General features: G+C 69.1%; 19 protein-coding genes. 11 read left to right on the top strand and 8 right to left on the bottom strand.

Going from position 1 to position 17,872, the window contains the following annotated elements:
* Positions 1–89 precede the first annotated feature (89 nt).
* Positions 90–1,307 (bottom strand): erythromycin esterase family protein, encoded by a 1,218-nt coding sequence (locus LTT66_RS34055; protein ID WP_233062594.1) that lies wholly within the window; start codon positions 1,305–1,307, stop codon positions 90–92.
* A gap of 113 nt (positions 1,308–1,420) precedes the next feature.
* Between LTT66_RS34055 and LTT66_RS34050 the strand changes: the two genes are divergently transcribed.
* Positions 1,421–2,116, top strand: coding sequence for a TioE family transcriptional regulator (locus LTT66_RS34050; protein ID WP_233069494.1), 696 nt, complete (start codon positions 1,421–1,423; stop codon positions 2,114–2,116).
* Positions 2,117–2,417: 301 nt separating this feature from the next.
* Positions 2,418–2,867: a hypothetical protein gene (locus LTT66_RS34045; protein WP_233062593.1), complete on the top strand. Its 450-nt coding sequence runs from the start codon at positions 2,418–2,420 to the stop codon at positions 2,865–2,867.
* 244 nt (positions 2,868–3,111) lie between these two features.
* On the opposite strand, the gene LTT66_RS34040 is transcribed toward LTT66_RS34045, so the two are convergent.
* A complete protein-coding gene (locus tag LTT66_RS34040) occupies positions 3,112–3,342 on the bottom strand; it encodes a DUF6400 family protein (protein ID WP_233069493.1) in 231 nt (76 codons plus the stop codon).
* Positions 3,343–3,562: 220 nt separating this feature from the next.
* Between LTT66_RS34040 and LTT66_RS34035 the strand changes: the two genes are divergently transcribed.
* Positions 3,563–3,868 (top strand): hypothetical protein, encoded by a 306-nt coding sequence (locus LTT66_RS34035; RefSeq protein WP_233069492.1) that lies wholly within the window; start codon positions 3,563–3,565, stop codon positions 3,866–3,868.
* 46 nt (positions 3,869–3,914) lie between these two features.
* Here LTT66_RS34035 and LTT66_RS34030 read toward each other — a convergent pair whose 3' ends face one another.
* The 5 genes from LTT66_RS34030 to LTT66_RS34010 form a co-directional block, all read right to left on the bottom strand.
* The gene (locus LTT66_RS34030) at positions 3,915–5,126 is read right to left on the bottom strand and encodes a Dyp-type peroxidase (RefSeq protein WP_233062592.1); all 1,212 of its coding nucleotides are present in this window, start codon (positions 5,124–5,126) and stop codon (positions 3,915–3,917) included.
* Positions 5,119–5,676 carry a copper chaperone PCu(A)C gene (locus LTT66_RS34025; protein WP_233062591.1) on the bottom strand — a complete coding sequence of 186 codons (558 nt, stop codon included), beginning with the start codon at positions 5,674–5,676 and terminating at the stop codon, positions 5,119–5,121. The genes LTT66_RS34030 and LTT66_RS34025 overlap by 8 nt, the downstream gene beginning before the upstream one ends.
* A gap of 321 nt (positions 5,677–5,997) precedes the next feature.
* Positions 5,998–6,522: a hypothetical protein gene (locus LTT66_RS34020; protein ID WP_233062590.1), complete on the bottom strand. Its 525-nt coding sequence runs from the start codon at positions 6,520–6,522 to the stop codon at positions 5,998–6,000.
* Positions 6,523–6,728: 206 nt separating this feature from the next.
* Complete coding sequence (locus LTT66_RS34015) at positions 6,729–7,442, bottom strand: endonuclease/exonuclease/phosphatase family protein (protein ID WP_233062589.1); 714 nt, start codon at positions 7,440–7,442, stop codon at positions 6,729–6,731.
* 65 nt (positions 7,443–7,507) lie between these two features.
* Complete coding sequence (locus tag LTT66_RS34010; protein ID WP_233062588.1) at positions 7,508–8,137, bottom strand: TetR/AcrR family transcriptional regulator; 630 nt, start codon at positions 8,135–8,137, stop codon at positions 7,508–7,510.
* 114 nt (positions 8,138–8,251) lie between these two features.
* On the opposite strand from LTT66_RS34010, the gene LTT66_RS34005 reads away from it, so the two are divergent.
* Complete coding sequence (locus LTT66_RS34005; RefSeq protein ID WP_233062587.1) at positions 8,252–9,388, top strand: lipase family protein; 1,137 nt, start codon at positions 8,252–8,254, stop codon at positions 9,386–9,388.
* Between the two features lie 22 nt (positions 9,389–9,410).
* Here LTT66_RS34005 and LTT66_RS34000 read toward each other — a convergent pair whose 3' ends face one another.
* Entirely contained in the window at positions 9,411–10,850 is a 1,440-nt protein-coding gene (locus tag LTT66_RS34000; protein WP_233062586.1) for an MFS transporter, read from the bottom strand.
* 153 nt (positions 10,851–11,003) lie between these two features.
* On the opposite strand from LTT66_RS34000, the gene LTT66_RS33995 reads away from it, so the two are divergent.
* From LTT66_RS33995 to LTT66_RS33965, 7 genes are all read left to right on the top strand, one after another.
* Positions 11,004–11,453, top strand: a complete 450-nt coding sequence (locus LTT66_RS33995; RefSeq protein WP_233062585.1) for a MarR family winged helix-turn-helix transcriptional regulator — start codon at positions 11,004–11,006, stop codon at positions 11,451–11,453.
* Positions 11,454–11,531: 78 nt separating this feature from the next.
* Entirely contained in the window at positions 11,532–12,227 is a 696-nt protein-coding gene (locus tag LTT66_RS33990; protein ID WP_233062584.1) for a response regulator transcription factor, read from the top strand.
* Between the two features lie 170 nt (positions 12,228–12,397).
* Positions 12,398–13,327 (top strand): HAMP domain-containing sensor histidine kinase, encoded by a 930-nt coding sequence (locus LTT66_RS33985; RefSeq protein WP_233069491.1) that lies wholly within the window; start codon positions 12,398–12,400, stop codon positions 13,325–13,327.
* Positions 13,328–13,402: 75 nt separating this feature from the next.
* Positions 13,403–15,109 carry a DUF4153 domain-containing protein gene (locus LTT66_RS33980; RefSeq protein WP_233062583.1) on the top strand — a complete coding sequence of 569 codons (1,707 nt, stop codon included), beginning with the start codon at positions 13,403–13,405 and terminating at the stop codon, positions 15,107–15,109.
* Between the two features lie 494 nt (positions 15,110–15,603).
* Positions 15,604–16,287, top strand: coding sequence for a site-specific integrase (locus LTT66_RS33975; protein WP_233062582.1), 684 nt, complete (start codon positions 15,604–15,606; stop codon positions 16,285–16,287).
* A complete protein-coding gene (locus LTT66_RS33970; RefSeq protein WP_233062581.1) occupies positions 16,284–16,490 on the top strand; it encodes a transposase in 207 nt (68 codons plus the stop codon). The genes LTT66_RS33975 and LTT66_RS33970 overlap by 4 nt, the downstream gene beginning before the upstream one ends.
* 154 nt (positions 16,491–16,644) lie before the next feature.
* Entirely contained in the window at positions 16,645–17,703 is a 1,059-nt protein-coding gene (locus LTT66_RS33965) for a hypothetical protein (RefSeq protein ID WP_233062580.1), read from the top strand.
* The last annotated feature ends 169 nt before the right edge of the window (positions 17,704–17,872 follow it).

Here is a 17,872-nt window from a genome sequence, read left to right as displayed (position 1 = left end):
ATCGTTCATGCTGAGCCGTAGCGCAGTTCCCGTCGACGGGGCCGTGGCGCAGTGCCGTGGTCGGCACGCGCTGCTCATGCCCAGTGCCGCTACCAGTACTGATGCCGCTTTCCGTCGGTATCGGCGACGAAGATGACCGCGTCGGCGCCGGTCAAGTCCGCCGGGGTGAGCGGGATGTGGCCGGGCACGATCGGTTCGCCCGTGCCGATCGACGGCGGAAGCGCCGCGCGCAGGGCCTGTGCCGCAAACAGGGCGCGGCGATCGGTCGCCTCGGCCAGTACATGCTGGAGGGTGCCCGGATCGCTGTGGGGGCTGGCGTCGGTCGCCAGGAACACGTAGCGCTCGCCGAGGCTGAGTTCGACGAGCGCGCCTGCGCCGCACCAGTTCACGTCGTCCTGGCCGACCGGCATGTGGGACCGCGCACGCTGCAGATGCACGTTGTGCGCGAAAACCAGGCTCGGCCCGCGTCGCCGCTCCTGGGCGACGATCGCGAGCAGGTTCTCGGCCATCATCTCGGTGCGCAGGCTGAGCAAGGTCGCGATGCGATCGGGTGTGCGGGCGGCCATGGCCGCGTGATAGCGCAGCAGGCCCTGGGCGGTGCGCGCGTGCGCGACGGCGTGGTCGTAGCCGGCCGGGTCGGCTCGGCGCAGGCCGGGCGCCGCGCGACGCAGCGCGCTTGCGACGTCGTCCGCGACGATGCGCAGGGCGCGAACTCGGTCGGAGTCGCCGATGGACGCTGCCGGGTCGAACATGGCCGCCTGGTTCGTCCAGTCCGCGTCCTCGCCGAGCAGCGCGTCGAGGTCGCGGACCGATTCGGGCCGCAGCGCCTCGGGCAGGTAGCAGGCGGCCGAGGACAGTGCGCGCCGCGGGCTCGGCGCGCCGGAGTGCTCCACCGGTGCGTCGAAGCCGTGGAAGCGGACCTGCTCTGACGGTGCGCGGCCGGCGTTGTGCGCGCGGAGCCATTCGACGAGTTCGCGGTTGCCCGGCACGGCGCCGAACCCGTGGCTGAACCCGGTCGCGAGCACAGTGTCGACCTCCGCCGTTGCCCCGCCCACGTAGTCGTCGACAACGGACGCGGCGAAGATATCGGTCTCCAACACGATCGACCGGTAGCCCTGTTCGACGAGATGACGGAGGAGTTCGTTGCGCAGCAACGCGAACGCCTCGATCCCGTGTGTCGGCTCGCCGAGCGCGAGCAGGGCCGGCGGCTCGGTTCGTGCCGCGAGCAGTTCGTCGAGGGCGCGGCCCAGGCTTTCCGGGTCGTCGAGTTGGCGGCCGATTCCCCGCAGTGATGTGGCAGTAGACATGAACACACCCTTTCCAGATCGAGTGCCCTCTACGCTATCGTTGAACGTTCGAGTGAAACTTCTTCAGCTTCTAGCTGGCATTCAGAGACAAAAGCCTCAACTGGAGGTGCGAGCTGCGGCCCATCGACCTCGCCCGGGAGCACGGATTGTCCGCACAGGCGATCCGCAACTACGACGACGCGGGCGTCCTCCCGCCGACCGAGCGCAGCGACACCGGCTACCGGCGCTACACGCCCCTGCACGCGCAGGCCCTGCGCGCATTCCTCGCGTTGCGCGGCGGGCACGGGCATCAGCGGGCGATCGAAATCATGCGCGCGGTCAACCGCGGCGACACCGAGTCCGCCTACCGGCTCATCGACGCCGCACACGTCGCGCTGCTGGCCGAACGCGACACCCGCACCGAGGTCGCAACGGCCCTGGGCAGCCTGGCCACCAGGATGCCGACCCCGCTCCACGGTCGACCGCTGACCGTGGGCGAACTGGCGCGCCGGCTCGGCGTCCACCCGGCTACGCTGCGTACCTGGGAGACCCAGGGCATCCTGCGCCCCGAACGCGATCGAGCAACGGGTTATCGCCTGTACGGACCGGACTGCGTGCGCGACGCCGAGATCGCGCGACAGCTGCGCCGAGGCGGGTACCTGCTGTCCCAGGTCGCGCAGTTCATCGATGCGCTGCGCGAGGCGGGCGGGGCGGACGCGTTGAGCGCCTTCCTCGACGCCTGGCACGAGCGGCTGGCCACGCGCAGCCGCAACCTTCTCGCCGGCGCGGCCCGACTCGACACCTACCTCACCATGCTCGACCAGGCGTAGCAGGTTTGTACGTCGGTACGGATCTCGCCATTCGCGCCGCTGTTTGAATAGGGGCAAATACCGACTTCGAATACGAAAAAACCCCCAATAGCGGACACCTATCGACAGCGATAAGTTGAAGTGGTAAATCATACCTGACGGTCAACGTCGCCCGCCCGGGGGAAAGAATCCACACATCGGTCCGATGATTGGACTCCCAATGATTATCAAAAAACTGGTGGCGACCGCTCTGTTGGCCATAGCGTCGACGGGCATAGCAATGGCCACAGCGCATGGTGAGGGCACTCTGGCAAGCCTCACGATGAACGGAGTGGACGGCCCTATCTCCTACACCACAACGCTGGCCGCGGATCACCGCAGCGCAGTAGTCGATCTGGCCTCTGGCAGATTCGAGGTGACGCCGGACGCGGTCAACGTGATCGCGGACGACGGCGCGATCGTCGGCGCGATTCCGACGACATTGCGTATGGAGACCGGCCAGAATTTCAGCGTCACACCCTCGCTCGACCCGTCGGGTAGGACGCTGACGATGACACCGGCGGCAGGCGTTCCGTCACCCGCCGCGGTCTCACCCGAGTTGCAGGGCCTGATGCACGATGCCCTGTTCGGCGGTGCATTGGTGGGCGCGGCAATCGGCTGCGCGATCGGCATCGCCATCGGAATCTGGTTCTTCATCGTCGGCGCCGTCATCGGTTGCGCGGTCGGCGCTGCCGTCGGTGCCTGGTTCGGCTTCTTCTTCACCCCGTTCTGATCCAGCATCCTGAAGAACCGAATCGAGTAGTGGACGCGGCCGGGCGGGTCACAAATCCGCCCGGCCGCGCACTGTCCGAAACGGTCGTTTGGTTCGGCGGGGCGGTAGAAGATCCGGCAGTGCGGCGATTATTACCCCGATGATGCCGGAAATGATATCGATCTGAACATTCGTCCATTTCAGAACTCGTATATAAATCGGTTATCAGGGTGCGGCGCACGTAGCGCGTCTGCCCCTTCGAAAATCAGTCGGCAATATTGCGCATTGCCCGATCCGGCAGGATCCCGGCCTGGACGAGTTCCTCGTAGATCCGCTGCTGCTCATCGTCGAGATTCGAGTACAGCATGTCGTATGCCAGATCTTCCTCGGCGAGCACCGCGACCGGATCCCAGTCGTCACCGAGCGCCGCGACGACGGCGCCGCGCCGTCGTACTTCGTCCAGCGTGAGGTCGTAAGCAAATTCGTGGTCGGCCATGGGGGCATCTCTTTCCGGAAACGATTTGATGACGATGCCCAACTACGCCTGCGCGGGCAATGACGTGCATCACGTTTCATGGCTGGACTTCGTCACAGTCGATGCCCGTGCGGGGGCCGGACCACGACATAGCGCACGAGCACCGAAACCGTGGCATGTTTGCAGCGTGAACGTGTCAGAAGTTGTCTACAACGTCGTAGTCGTCGCGCACCTGCTCGGCATGGCCGCAGTGGTGGGTGGCTATGCCGCGGGGCAGCCCCGCGTCTCGGAACTCATGGTCTGGGGTGCGCGATTGCAGATCGTCACCGGGGTGATGCTGGTCGGCATGGCCGAATCGATCGACTCCCTGGGCAAGGACCCGGACATGGCGAAGATCGGCGTGAAGCTGGTCGTTTCGCTCGCGGTGGCCGCATTCGCCGAGATCGGGCGCGGGCGGGACAAGCGCGGCAAGTCGGTGCCATGGCTGACCCACGCCGCGGGCGTGCTGGCGATCGTCAACGTTCTCGTAGCCGTCCTGTGGACCTGACCTGTTCGGCGCCGGCGGGTGCGTGCTCGTCGGCGCCGAACACGGGTCAGGCCTCGAACAGCGATTGCCCGAGGTAGCCGCCCGGTGCCGGAACTCCGGGCGGGATGACGAACACCGCGGAGCCGATCGGCGTCGTCCAGACATTGAGCGCGTCGAACTCCGCGAGCCGTTGTTGCACCGGAACGAACTGGGCGTCCACGTCGCGCTGGTAAGCGGCGAACAGCAGGCCCGAGTTGGAGAGCCGGCCGGGCGCGGGCGCGTCGTCGTAGTTGTAGCCACGTCGCAGGAAGCGCTCGCCGTCGTGCGTGTGATGAGCGCGCGCGATGTGCGACGACGGAGGGATGACCGGTATCCCGTTCGCGTCCACCGCCGCGAAGTCCGGCTCGTCGAACTCGTCGGCGCCGGTCAGCGGCGCACCGTTGGCGACGGTGCGGCCGACGGTGAGTTCCCTTTCCGCTCGGTCGATTTCGTCCCAGGTGTCCAGTGCCATCGCTATTCGCCGCAGCACGCACGACGTGCCGCCGCCCAGCCACGGCCGGGCCGCGCCGTCATCCCACACCAGACGGGCGAACTCCGGCGTGCCCGGCGCGAGGTTCACCGTGCCGTCGACCTGGCCCATCAGGTTGCGCGGTGTCCTGCCCGGCGCGGCATTCCGGAATCCGCGCTGCACCCAGCGCACCGTGACCAGTGAGGACACGCTGCGGCACAGCACTCGCACCGCGTGCGAGACCGTGGTCACCTCGTCGGCGCAGACCTGCAGGAGCAGGTCGCCGCCGGTCCATGCCGGTTCGAGCCGGTCGACGGCGAACGGCGGCAACGGCCGCAGCCAGGACGGCCGATGCTGCTCGAGCCCGGCCGCCGGGAACACCGCGGGTCCGAAACCCACCGTGACGGTGAGCCGCGCCGGGCGCAGCGCGAGTTCGGGTTCGGTGTCCGCGAGCGCGGGCCTGCCCTGGGTGAGCCGGGCGGCGTCGCCCGTCCAGATCTTCAGCAGTCCGACGAGGTCGTCGCGGCGAGCGCCCGGCTTCAGATCGAAGGCGAGGAACGCCGCGTGCTCCTGCGGGATGGTGTCGATGCCCGCTTGGTGTGGCCCGTAGAACGGCACCGTCGCGTCCCCCGACGACGGATCGGGCCCCCGCCGCCCGGTGCGGGCGGCCGCGCCGAGCCCGATACCGGCGGCGCCTGCCGCGACGGCGCCGCCGCCCAGCAGACGCCGCCGGTTGATCCGTGCCGGTCGCGGTTCGATCCGCTCAGCCACCGTGCGCGGGGGTCTGCGCGCCGGTATGGGACTCGCCGTGGTCGGGCACGTAGTTCTCCTGATTGCCGGAGAAGTCGCGGACCTGGGCGGTGAAGGTGGTGCTCGAGCCGTCGTCGAAGGTCAGCGTGACCGACGTCTCCGACCCGGTGCGCAAGGGTCCGAGCAGGCCCATGAACATGATGTGGTCGCCGCCGGGTCGCAGCTGCATGCGCCCGTGCGCGGGAACGGCGAAGCCGCCGCGTTTGGGCCGCATCGCCTTCGTCCCGTTCGCGTCCGTGACCACTTCGTGCAGTTCGATCCGCTCCGAGGCGGGACTGGTGGCGGAGACGATGATCCGGGGGGTGTCGCCGGAGTTGGTCAGGTCGCCGAACGCGGCCGACATTCCGCTGTCGGCGGCTTTGACCCACTGATCGGAAATGGTCACAGTATCGGCCGAGGCGGCGGCCTGTGTCGGGTCGGCCGACGAGCAGGCGGTCAGGAGGAGCGCCGCGGCGGCGGCCATCGCACCGGGCAGGAAGCGCGCGGTGCGTTGCCGAGTGAAGGTATGCATGAGAACTCCGAAGGTGTGAGATGTGATGTGGCGCATGGCGGGACAGGCGAAGGCCGTGCGGCGCTCGCAACGCCGCAGAGTCGTCGCCCGGATGCGGAACTGCTGATGCGCGGAGCGAGGCGCTGCTCACCGGATCTCGGGACGAATCGTTCGTCGGCCACCATGTCGTGCAGTGCGAGACCGTGGTGGTGATCGACGCCGCCGAAGGCCGCTATGAGTCGCACGGGATCGGCGGGTTCATCCGGATCGGGCGCGGCAGCGCTCAGCGCATCGCGCGCCCGGCGGCGATGAGGCTGCGATGTCCGCCTGCGAGGTGAAGGGTCAGTCCGGCGGCGGGCCACGCAGGCCGGAGCCCGAACTGAGCAGCAGGCGCCGTGGCTGGGGGAGTGCACGACCGAACGCGACCGAGCTGATCCGGACCGGTGCGCCTGGGCGATCGGCGAGGACCCGCACGGCGTGCCGCATCTCGGAAGCCGCACGCAGCACAGCCTGTTCGGCGGCGTGGATGAGCAGCGCGCCGAGCGGCACAGCCGCGAGGTGCGTGCCGAGCATGACGGATGTCGCGCCCGCGTCGTGGTGGTGTGCGGTCGGCAAGGTGGATGCGAGGTGCGCGACAGCCTGCGCGATCGCCAGCGTCGCCATGATCTCGCCGAGCCCGTGGCGGTGTGGTCGCGCGCCGACGAACACGCCCACCGCCGCGCAGGCCGCGATCAGTGTGGCGATCGGCGAGGTGCCCGCAGACATCGCGCCCCCACCGAGTGCGTGCGCGGCGATGCTTACCGCCCCCGCCGCGGATCCGACGAACGCGCCGCGCAGCCGCGCCGCCATCACCGTCGGATTTCGCACCGTCTCATACTACCGTCTGTCGTAGCCGCTGTGGGCATCGGATCGAGCCCCGCCGCGGCATTCCGGTCCGGCCCCGGCCCGAGCCGGGCGGGCGCGGAAACGGAGCGAGACCGCTTTCCGCGCGATACTTTCCGTGTCCGACGCCGATCCGCGGATCCGTTCATCCTGTCGAAGGGGGTCCGCGCGACGTGGAAGCCGAGGTCCGCTCACACCGTGACGGCCGCGTGGACGAGGTTGTGGTCGGATACTCCGCCGACGTCGTCGACCGATGCCCCGGTGACGCTCGCGCCGTGCACGACCACGTGATCGATGTACTGGGATTTCGCGCCCGAGGAACGCGGGCGGGTCGGCAGCGCACCGGCGACGCACTCGGCGACCACGAAGTCGTCGCCGAGCCCGGCGGCGACCGAGGCGCGATCGGTGTTGAAGTCGCCCAGCAGCACCGCGGCGGGCGCCGGTGCGTCCGAGACGAGTTCGGCCAGGCGGGACAGCTGGTCGGCGCGCCGTCGGTCGCCGGTCACATGGGTGGCGATCACCGTCAGCTCGCCCGCGTCGATGACCAGGGCGCCTTTGCCGCCATCGTGGGCGAAGGATTCGGCCGCGAGCTCCCTGCTCGGTTCGGCGGTGAGCACCACGAGGTACTCGCCGCCGTCGAGCAGGGCACTGGGCATGCGCCGCGGCGTCGGCAGCCGCTGATACCGCATCGCGTGGAACGTCCGGTCCGGCAGCGCCATTCGCAGGCTGGCCAGCTGATCACCGCTGACCTCCTGTAACGCGATGATCCGCTCGGTGCGTTCGGCCACCCGCGCGGTGATCGCGGCGATCCGTGCGCCCTCGTCCGGCCAGCGGGTCGCGACGTCCTCGTACCAGTTATCGGCGTGGACGCGATGCAGAACGTTCCAAGTGGCCACCGTGATCACCCTCGCGATCGTAGGCGAACCGGGTGAAACAGGTTGCCGCGCGGGCTGGGCCGAGACCGATGTGCTCACCCGGCGCCCTGGATGTCGATGCCTTGCTGAAGCGACCGGACCGCGCGATCGAGAATGCCGTGCAAGGCCGCGACGGAATGGTCCTCGCCCAGCATCCAGTGATCGAGGCCGACGCCGAACGCGGCGAAACAAGCCGCGGCGGTGAGCTGCGGCCGCAGATCGTCGGCGCGGAGCCCGGCGCGGACGGCGAAGTTCAGCGCCATCGCGCGCTGGCGTCCCAGGGCGCCGATGAAGTTCTCGCGGCGCAGTTCCGGGTTGCCGACCAGCAGCTGCCTGGCCCGCCGCGCCGTCTCGGCTTGGCGGTCGCGGGCCCGCGCGTTCTGTTCGTCGAGGAGAAAGTCGCTCAGCGCCGCACGCAGCGCGGTCAGCACCGACTCGCTGGTGGGGCGCAGGTCGACGGCGGCGAGCAACTGCGCCATCAGGTCTTCCTCATGGCTGAAGACGACCGCGAGTTTCGACGGGAAATGCCGGTGGAAGGTGCGCCGGGAAACGTGCGCCGCGTCGGCGATCTGCTGCACCGTGGTCTGCTCGAACCCGTGCCGCTCGAACAGTCGCAGCGCGGCATCGACCAATTCCCGTCGAACTCGCGCCTTCTCGCGTTCGCGCGGACCGTTCACGCCCGTCATGCCGCAATCCCTCATCCCGATGTCGGCGGACATTGGTGTCTCAAAGTGACACTTTAGGGCAGAGTCGGGCTACAGTGTCGTCGAGACATCGAGCCGAGAACGAGAGGTGGCGCCATGTCGGTGCGACGTGCGGGAATCAGCGTGGCCGTGGCGGCACTGCTCTTCGCGGGGCCGTCGGTCGGTTCGGCGGGGGCCGATCCGGTCGCCGCAGGCGCGGCGCCGGGCACGGTCGCGACCGATGCGGCGCTGCCCGAACAGCTCCGGATCGAGGGCACGGGCACGGCCCGCCGCGTGACGTACTGGACCCGGACCTCCGATGACCGGCCCGCACTTTCCAGCGGCGCCGTGTTCGTTCCCGCGGGCGCACCGCCGAGTGGCGGCTGGCCGGTGTTGTCCTGGGAGCACGGAACGGTCGGCCTCGCCGACGAATGCGCTCCTTCGACCGTGGGTCGCAGCAAGCGCGACCTGGATTACCTGGCGACCTGGCTGCGGCAGGGTTACGCCGTCGTGGCGACCGACTACATCGGGTTGGGCACCCCGGGCCCGCACGCGTACCTGGATGGGCGCGCCGAGGCGCACGCGGCGATCGACATGGTGCGCGCGGCCCGCGCCGTCGACGGTTCGCTGTCGTCGAAGTGGGTCGCGATCGGCCAGTCCCAAGGCGGCGGCGCCGCGCTGTTCACCGCGTCGCTGGCCACGAGGTACGCCCCCGAGCTCGACTATCGCGGCGCTGTCGCCACCGGTCCGGCCGCCAATATCGTCGACGCCGCTTCGTTCCTCGGGCCCAACGCGCCGGCGATCGACAACGCGCACCTCACCGCCTACCTCGCATATGTGATGAACGGACTGAAGGCAGCGCGCCCCGGCTTCGACCTGGACAGCTACCTCAGCCCCGACGGCAAGCAGTTGGCGAACGCCGCGCAGGCGCTGTGTTTTCAACCGCTGGCCGATCGCGCGCGAGGGATTCCGGTCAACCGGTTGTTCTCGCGCCCGCTCGCGGACGGGGATTTCGTCGCCACGGCCCGCCCCGTGATGGACGTTCCCCTCACCGGCTACGACCGCCCGCTTTTCATCGGTCAGGGCACGAACGACACCGACGTCCCCGCCCCGCTGACCGCGAAGTTGGTGACCGACATGGAATCGCACGGCGTGCGGCCCGAAGTCCATGTGTATCCGGGGAAGGATCACAGCGCCACCATGGCCGCTTCATTGGCCGACAGCGTCCCGTTCGTCGCGCGCCTGTTCGCCTGACCCGGGATTCCGGGGCGAGGACTCAGGCGCGTGCGGCCGCCGGTTCGAGGTCGAGGGCGTCCTGCCGCGGCGCGGCCGGGTTGTGGACCGGGATGGCGACCGCGACGAGCGCGGCCAGCACGGAGACGCCGCAGCCGATCAGCAAACCGGTGCGGAACCCGGCTTCGGTGGGGATGGTGTGGGTACCGAGGCGGGTGCTCATCTGCGCGAGCACGACGCCGACGACCGCGGCCGACACGGAGGTGCCGATCGAGCGCATCAAGGTGTTGAAGCTGTTGGCGGAGGCGGTCTCCGACAGCGGGACCGCACCCATGATCAGCGCGGGCATCGAGCCGTAGGCCAAGCCGACGCCACCGCTGCACACGCAGGTGACGACCAGCAGGCCCCAGGTCGAGCCCAGCAGCAGGACCGACGAACCGTACCCGAGGGCGATCACCGCGCTGCCCACGACGAGCGTCACTTTCGGGCCGCGCGCGGCCGAGAGCCGGGCGCCCAGCGGCGAGACCGCCATCATCACCAGCCCAGCGGGGGCCATCCACAGTCCCATCGCGAGCATGGACTGCCCGAGGCCGTAACCGGTGGCCATCGGCAGTTGCAGCAGCTGCGGGATGATCAACGACTGCGCGTACATGGCGAACCCCACCACGATGGAGGCGGCGTTGGTCAGCAGTACCTGCTTGCGCGCGGTCACCCGCAGGTCGACCAGCGGGTCCGCGGTCCGTAGCTCCCACCAGCCCCAGATCACCAGCACCAGAGCACCGGCCGCGAACAGGCCCAGGGTGGTTGCGCCGGCCCACCCCCAGTCGGCGCCCTTGGACACCGCGAGCAGCAGGCACACCAGCGCGGTGCCGAGGCCGAGGGCGCCGAGCGGATCGAAGCCGCCGCCTCCGCGCGCCGGGATGGCGGGCACCAGCAGCCAGATCAGCGTGGCCACGCCCGCGCTCAGCACGGCCGAGCCCCAGAACAGCACCCGCCAGCTGGCGTTCTCGGCGACCGCCGCGGCCAGCGGAAGTCCCAGTGCGCCACCGATGCCCATCGACGCGCTCATCACCGCGATGGAGGTGCCGAGCCGTTCGGTGGGCAGCAGGTCGCGCAACGCGCTGATGCCGAGCGGGACGACGCCCATGCCGATGCCCTGCAGGCCGCGTCCGGCGATCATCGGGACGACCGAACTCGCCACCGCGCACACCAGCGACCCCGCGATGAGCGGAAACGTGCACACCAGCAGCATCCGGCGTTTGCCGTAGAGATCGCCGAGCCTTCCGGTGATCGGAGTGGCCACCGCGCCGGCGAGCAGCGTCGCGGTGATCACCCAGGAGGCATCGGACGGGGTGGTGTGCAGCAGCCGGGGAAGATCCCCGATCAACGGCACCACCAGGGTTTGCATCAGAGCGGCGACGATGCCCGCCGCCGCGAGCACGCCGACGATGCCCTCGGACCGGACTGCGGATGGTGCTGCCACGCGAATCTCCCTTTCTCGAATCGATGTGCACGCTACATATTCATTGCATCATGCACAAGAGTTGTAATATGCAAATTCCCTGAACAGGTGCATGAATGTGGTATAGCTGCGGGGTGATGAGCCCGTGGCTCGCGAGATCGGCAGGAGCGTCGCGTGGACAAGCCCGTACCTTCGGTGGAGTTCGAAACCATGCTGCTGGGGCGGCACAGCCTCAGCGCGAAGACTCGCCGCGGCAGCGGCCACCTCGACCGCAGCGCCTACACCGTGCTGAGCAGGCTGCGAGTGCAGGGTCCCATGTCGGTGGGTGAGCTCAGCGAAGCCTTCGGTCTGGACACCTCCACGCTGCACCGTCAGACGACCGCCATGCGCAAAGCCGGTCTGATCGAACGCATTCCGGATCCGGACGGCGGCATGGCACGCAAGTTCCGCATCACCACCGAGGGTGGGCGGCAGCTCGACGCCGAACGGGCCTACAACGTGCGCGCACTCGAGACCGTGCTGGCGGACTGGACGGCGCAGGACGTCGCCGCGTTCGCGGGATTCCTGAAGCGGTTCAACACCGACATCGAACGCATCGACAAGCGCCCGTGGCCCCGGCCGTGAACGCGGGCCCCCGGATGTACACGAAACCTCCACAATCGCCGCCGGATCTCTCCACGGCCGATGGCTAGGGTTCCGGGCATGGAACACAGCGCACCGGCGCGGGCCGCGCGGCGGATCCTGGTGGTGGACGACGAGCTGACCATCGCCGAATCCGTCGCGGCGCGCCTGCGGGCGGAGGGGTTCACCGTTGATCTGGCGCACGACGGTCCCTCGGCCGTTGCCGCCGCCGAGGCCGTCGAGCCCGATCTGGTGGTCCTCGACGTCATGCTGCCGGGCTTCGACGGGCTGGAAGTGTGCCGGCGCATCCAGGCGCGTCGGCCGGTGCCCGTGCTCATGCTGACTGCGCGGGCCGACGAAACCGACCAGCTGGTCGGCCTGGGCGTAGGCGCGGACGATTATCTGACCAAACCGTTCTCGCTGCGTGTGCTCGCCGCCCGGGTGCACGCGCTGCTGCGCCGGATGGATCGCGCGGCCGACCGCGACGGCGCGACGATCCTGGTGGGCGACCTCCGCATCGACGTCGATCAGCGCCGGGTCTGGCGCGCCGAGGTCGAAGCGCGGCTCACGCCACTGGAATTCGAACTGCTCGCCCGGCTGGCTCGCCGTCCGCGCACGGTGCTCGCCCGCGAGCGGCTGCTCGAGGACGTCTGGGACTGGTCCGACGCGGCGGGCACCCGCGCGGTCGACAGCCACATCAAGGCGTTGCGCCGCAAACTCGGCGCCGACCTGATCCGCACCGTGCGCGGCGTCGGATACGCCCTGGAGGCCCGATGAGCGCCGAGCCGGGCCGGGCGCCGGAGGTGGAACGGATCGGCTCGGACCCGCCCGGCGGCGCCGTTCGCGCCAGGTGGAGCGTGGTGCGCAGGGTCGGCGACCGCGCGGCCGAGCTGTTGCCGCGGCCGCTGGACCCGGTGAAGTCGATCAAGCTGAAGCTGGCGATCCTCATGCTGTGCTCCGGCGGGGTCGCGTTCGGGTTCTTCCGCTTCAAGATCGGGTGGCTGCCGCCGCGCACCACCCTCACCGCGGTGGTGATCGCGCTGGTGACCTCGCAATTCCTCGCCCACGGCATCACCAGGCCGCTGCGCGAGATGACCGCCGCGGCCAAGCGGATGGCCCAGGGCGACTACACCCTGCGAGTGCGGGCGAGCTCCCGCGACGAAGTGGGGCAACTGGCCGAGGCGTTCAACCAGATGGCCGCCGACCTGGCCGCGGCGGACCAGCAGCGCCGTGACCTCATCGCGAACGTCTCGCACGAATTGCGCACCCCCATCACCGCCTTGAACGCGGTACTGGAGAACCTGGTCGACGGCGTCTCCCAACCCGACCCGGCGACTTTGCGCACCGCGCTGGCCCAGACCGAACGGCTGACGCTGCTGGTCTCGGAATTGCTCGACCTCTCCAGCATCGAAGCGGGCGCCTTGCGGCTGGACCGCGAGGATCTGCCGATCGCGCCGCTGCTGGCCGACGTCGTCGCCGAAGCGGAGGTCATGACCGCCGCGCTCGGGCGCGGCGTGCGCTTCCGCACCGACGTGCTGCCCCGCACCGCCCGCGTGTACGCCGACCGCGCGCGTCTGCACCAGGTGCTGCTGAACCTGCTCGACAACGCCGCTCGGCACGGCCCCTCGGGCGGCGAGGTCCGCCTCGCGGTGCGCGTGGTGCCGGGCGAAGTGGTGATCGACGTCGAGGACGACGGCCCCGGCATACCGCCCGCCGAACGCGCCCGGGTTTTCGACCGGTTCACCCGCGGCCGCACCTCGGGTGGCGGCACCGGGCTCGGGCTCGCCATCTCCCGCTGGGTGGTCGACCTGCACGGCGGCACCATCGCCGTCGCCGATCCCGGCTCCCGCATCCGGGTGGTTCTGCCCGGTCGCTGATCTGCCACACGCCATGACCCGGACCGCCAGGACGGACCCCGGGGCCATTCCGCACGCCTATCGAAGGGACGAACCATGCCTCCAGAACCCGAATCCGCCCCGGCGGCCGAGCCGTCGCCCGCGTCCGCACCGCCTGCCTCCAGCGCTGAAACCACGCGGTCGACTACCGATTCCAGGGAGGAGACCGCCGCGCCCACCGCCGCGGTATCGAACGCGTCGGCGGGCCGCGAGCAGGAGGCATCGGGTACCGCCGCTTCCGATTCGCCTGCCCGGGACGACAAGCCCGGCGCGCCGCCCACCGGCGTGTTCGTGCGTGCGCCGCGGCCGCCCAAATGGCGCCGCGTCGCCTGCCCTCCAGGCGTGGCGCTCGCGGCGCTCGGGTCCGGACTCGCCGCGGCGATCCTGATCCACTGGGACCGGCCCGGCATCGGCTGGGTCCTCGCCGCCGCGATCACCGCTTCGGCGGTCTTCCTCGTCGACCGCAATGCCCGCAAGAGTGTGACCGACACGACGGCCGAAGCCTCCGGGGACGCGGAAGTGGGGCCCGAACGGTCGACGGCGGCAGCGAGTTATGTGCGGAACGCGGGCCGTTTGTGGTGGGCGACCGTCGCACTCGCTCTGCTCGCGGTGGGGGCCGTCCGTGCCGCGGGTTGGCTCTTCGCGTTGTGCGTCGTGGCGGCATGCGTCGCCGGTTCGCTCGCGGTGGTCGGACGCCGGTCGGCGAACGGCATCCTCTACGACACCCTCGCGGTCGGGCTGGAGGTGGTGGCCGCTGTGCCGTGGGCGTACGCGGGCACCGCCCGGGTGCGCGCCGGCAACAACGCACGCCGGTTGCGTCTCGGATTGTCGGTGGCGGTGACCCTCGCTCTGCTCGCGGTGTTCGTTCCGCTGCTCGGCAGCGCCGACGCGATGTTCGCCGCGCTGCTCGAGACCGTGACCCCGGACTTGGAGATGCCGTCGGTGGTGCGGTGGGTCGTCCTGTTCGCGGTGGTGGCGCTCGGCGCGCTCGGCGCGATGTACGTGCTCGCGGGCCCGCCGCCGCCCGCGACCGCGGCAGCGGGCGGGCGGACTTTGCGCCGGACGGAATGGGCGCTGCCGGTCGGTGCGCTCGCGATCCTCTTCGCGGCGTTCGTCGCGACGCAATTCGTCGCGCTCTTCGGCGGCGACGACTACGTCCAGGACACGTCGGGTCTGACCTACGCCGAATACGCCCGCACCGGGTTCTGGCAGCTCTCGGCGGTCACCGTGCTGACCCTCGCGGTGCTGCTGATCGTGCTGCGCTGGGCCGCCCAGGACACCGCCGCCGATCGATGGTGGCTGCGCGGGTTGCTCACGGCGGTGAGCCTGCTCGCCCTCGTCATCGTCGCCTCGGCCCTCGGCCGGATGTGGACCTATCAGCAGGCCTACGGCTTCACCGTGCTGCGTCTACTGGTGGAAGCCTGCGAACTGTGGCTGGGCCTGGTCTACATCCTGGTCCTGGTGGCGGTCGTGCGGCTGCGCCGGGCGTGGTTGCCGCGCGCCGTGCTGGGCACCGCGATGGCCACGCTGCTGGTCCTCGCCGTCCTCGACCCGGAACGACTGATCGCGAATGAGAACATCGATCGCTGGCAACGGGGTAAGTCGCTGGACACCGAGTACCTGCTCACCCTCTCGCCCGACATCCTGCCCGCGGTCGATCGGCTTCCCGAACCCCTGCGCGCCGATGTGCGCGCCCGGGTACGCGCCGACCTCGACGAGGACTCCTGGCAGAGCTGGAACCTCTCGCGGGCGAGAGCGCGCTGAGCTCCCGGGCAATACATTTGTATTATTCGCTGATCGTGGGTTATAACTGGCCTGAGTAGGCACTGTTGTCGCTGATGGGGATCAACTAAGCGGAATTGCATCTGCTGCAACATTCCGTCGAGTCGCGGGATCGTCATCCTGGCTGATCGAGGCGTCGGCGGATGAATGCTGGCAATCGGAAGTCGGGGCGCTGACCTGGTGCGCATTGTTGCTGCGCATCAACGTTGCATCTGATACAACAGTGCGGTGACCTTGCAGCCACCTGGTTCTGCGCATCTCGTTCTAGCGGAGAACGTCGTTCACCTCGATCCAGCGCCGGCCCTGTTCGAGGCCATGCTGGAGGGTGGAGGCGGCAGCAGTCCGCTCGCTTCCTCCAGGGTTCGACCACAAATCCGCGCTTGCGGTTGATCCGCCGCGTGGTGGATTTCACCGGGTTGTATCCGTGGCAGTGGACGCCCGCGGAGGGCGAGGCGTTCATCGACCACCTGCGCAGCATGGACAAGCCGCGGGCGGTGCCGACCGCCCGTGGCTACGAAGTTGCGATCAACTTGTTTCTGGAGTTCCTGGTCGATCCGCATTACGGGTGGGCCAAGGCGTGTGAGGAGAGGTTCGGCGAAGTGCCGCAGCTGATCTTCCACGAAAGCAACTCGATCGCGCATCGGGTGGACTACGAGGGCGATCCGCGTCGGCGACCGCTCACCTACGACGAGATTCAGGCCCTGTTCGCTGCTGCCGAGGCGCGGCCCAGCAAGATCACGGGAAAAGGGGTGAAGGGCGCTCTGGGTGCGGCCCGTGACGCTGCGGTGCTGAAGACGATCTACGCTTATGGGCTGCGCCGCACCGAAACATCGAAGCTGGATATGGTCGATCTGCGCCGGAATCCCAAGATGCCGGGGCGTGGCCGGTTCGGCAGCGTGATGGTGCGTTTCGGGAAGTCCTCGAAGGGGGCGCCGCCGAAGCGGCGGTCGGTGCTACTGGTGCCGGAAATGGATCGGGCCACCGATGTTCTGGAGGAGTGGCTGACGGATCTGCGGCCGCGATACTGCCCGGGAAAGCATCCTGCGCTCTGGATAACCGAGCGAGTGGGCAGGCTATCACCGCGCTCGATCAACGAGGCGTTCGTGGCCATCCGCAGGGATGCCGACCTCGGTCCAACCGGCGCGACGAACAGGAGATGAGCGTGCTGTGCCTGCGTATCTGCCAGGCCGCTCTGGTCTATCCCAACGTGCTGATGATCCAGGACATTCTCGCCGACCCCGAATGGGACGGAGTGCTCACCGCCGAGGACGAACGCGGCCTGACCCCACTGTTCTGGTCACACGTGCTGCCGTATGGGGAGGTCAAGCTGAACATGAACAGCCGCCTGGCTCTGGGGGACTAAACGCTTTCACAGTTGCTGATCAAGTCCCAGGGAATGGCCTGGTCGGCGGGACTGACCCCGCGGTCATGGGAGCGACTCCTGTCACACGGGATGTCGAAATGGACCTCACCGGTCAGCCCTGGGAAGCTAGGGCGGGAGGGATACGCTACGCGCCGTGACCGACACAACGATGTCCTTTCGCGAGCAGTTGCTGCACCCCGATCCGGAGGTCAGGCATTGCGTTCTGGGCCCGCTGTACCACCGCGCCGGTGAAGGCCACCAGCAGTGTCGCGAGCGGCTCACGGCGGTGCTGGACCTTCTGAACGAAAAGGTCGGCGAATACCTCCACGAGTACCAGCGCGTGCTCTCCAGGGTTTCCCCCGACGATTTCGCGCTTGTCGTCGATGCGCTCGCACGCACCGGCACCGAGCACCTCGCCGAGTCCCTCGGCATCACCGTCCACAATGGGTACGGCCTGCGGCCGCGCACGGCGGTGCTCGTCGGCATGTTGGCCGGCGGTTGGGCGAGTCAGGCCGCCGACCAGCTGCTTTCGGGTGGACCGGTGGCCCGCGACGCGACACTCGATCGGCCCCTCCTGCATCGTCGCGCGCAGGATCTCGACGCTGTCGAGCCGCTCGAATCCACCTTCGTCGACGAGTGCGCCTGGTACGCGGTCCCGACCAGCGACCAGGCGGCGGTGCTCGACGCTTTCCAGCTCACCGGCGCGGTGCCGGTCGGCTTCCGAGAGGCCGCCCGGCTCTTCGATGCGCAAGGTGACCTGCCGCCCGACAAGGCGGTTGTCGTCACTCCGGCGTTCGACGGCTGGACCCTGCTGGTGCACAAGGGAGTCCTGGAAGCAGACCTCGAAGCGCTCAGTGCCCGCTTCGGTGCGGCACACTCCTATGGCCACGGGTACCAGAGCGGCTGCGGCGACTGGTCGGACTGGACCGTCGCGGAGCAGGGCAAGGTACTGCAATCGTGCTTCTACGATCTGTACGGCAACGACTCCATGGGTCCGGCGAGCCGCGATGAGATGCTTGCGTGGATCAACGAGCGGCGGCGACCGGCGACTCCAAGACTCCTAGCCGCAGACGATCCCGCCTTCGACAACTACAACGACTGGGAATTCGATGCAGAATCCGTTGCACATGGCCTGTCGGTCTCGCTGCACAGGGTGGGATCCCACACCACAGTGAAGGGAACCTCGTTGCTCGCGACGCCGATCACACCATGACGGCCAGACGATTTCAGCGCCGGGCCCACCCCTCAGGAGCCCACCGTCGGCACGGTCCGCCTTCCGGCCCCGAACGCCTGAAGCTGTCATGAAGTGCAGAGTACGGACGGCGTTGCTGACATCGGGTGTTCCGTAAGCCGATCGACCAACGGAACACCACGGCCGGAGA

Source organism: Nocardia gipuzkoensis (assembly GCF_021183645.1).
Lineage (GTDB): Bacteria > Actinomycetota > Actinomycetes > Mycobacteriales > Mycobacteriaceae > Nocardia > Nocardia abscessus.
The sequence above is the reverse complement of the archived record's forward strand: the minus strand, read 5'-3'. Positions and strand labels throughout refer to the sequence as shown.

What these genes read in the sequence shown, in the direction of transcription:
- LTT66_RS34055 (WP_233062594.1), bottom strand. Translation starts at nt 1,307, where the DNA reads ATGTCTACTGCCACATCACTGCGGGGAATCGGCCGCCAACTCGACGAC.
- LTT66_RS34045 (WP_233062593.1), top strand. Translation starts at nt 2,418, where the DNA reads ATGAACGGAGTGGACGGCCCTATCTCCTACACCACAACGCTGGCCGCG.
- LTT66_RS34040 (WP_233069493.1), bottom strand. Translation starts at nt 3,342, where the DNA reads ATGGCCGACCACGAATTTGCTTACGACCTCACGCTGGACGAAGTACGA.
- LTT66_RS34035 (WP_233069492.1), top strand. Translation starts at nt 3,563, where the DNA reads ATGGCCGCAGTGGTGGGTGGCTATGCCGCGGGGCAGCCCCGCGTCTCG.
- LTT66_RS34025 (WP_233062591.1), bottom strand. Translation starts at nt 5,676, where the DNA reads ATGCATACCTTCACTCGGCAACGCACCGCGCGCTTCCTGCCCGGTGCG.
- LTT66_RS34010 (WP_233062588.1), bottom strand. Translation starts at nt 8,137, where the DNA reads ATGACGGGCGTGAACGGTCCGCGCGAACGCGAGAAGGCGCGAGTTCGA.
- LTT66_RS34005 (WP_233062587.1), top strand. Translation starts at nt 8,252, where the DNA reads ATGTCGGTGCGACGTGCGGGAATCAGCGTGGCCGTGGCGGCACTGCTC.
- LTT66_RS33990 (WP_233062584.1), top strand. Translation starts at nt 11,532, where the DNA reads ATGGAACACAGCGCACCGGCGCGGGCCGCGCGGCGGATCCTGGTGGTG.
- LTT66_RS33985 (WP_233069491.1), top strand. Translation starts at nt 12,398, where the DNA reads ATGCTGTGCTCCGGCGGGGTCGCGTTCGGGTTCTTCCGCTTCAAGATC.
- LTT66_RS33980 (WP_233062583.1), top strand. Translation starts at nt 13,403, where the DNA reads ATGCCTCCAGAACCCGAATCCGCCCCGGCGGCCGAGCCGTCGCCCGCG.
- LTT66_RS33975 (WP_233062582.1), top strand. Translation starts at nt 15,604, where the DNA reads ATGGACAAGCCGCGGGCGGTGCCGACCGCCCGTGGCTACGAAGTTGCG.
- LTT66_RS33970 (WP_233062581.1), top strand. Translation starts at nt 16,284, where the DNA reads ATGAGCGTGCTGTGCCTGCGTATCTGCCAGGCCGCTCTGGTCTATCCC.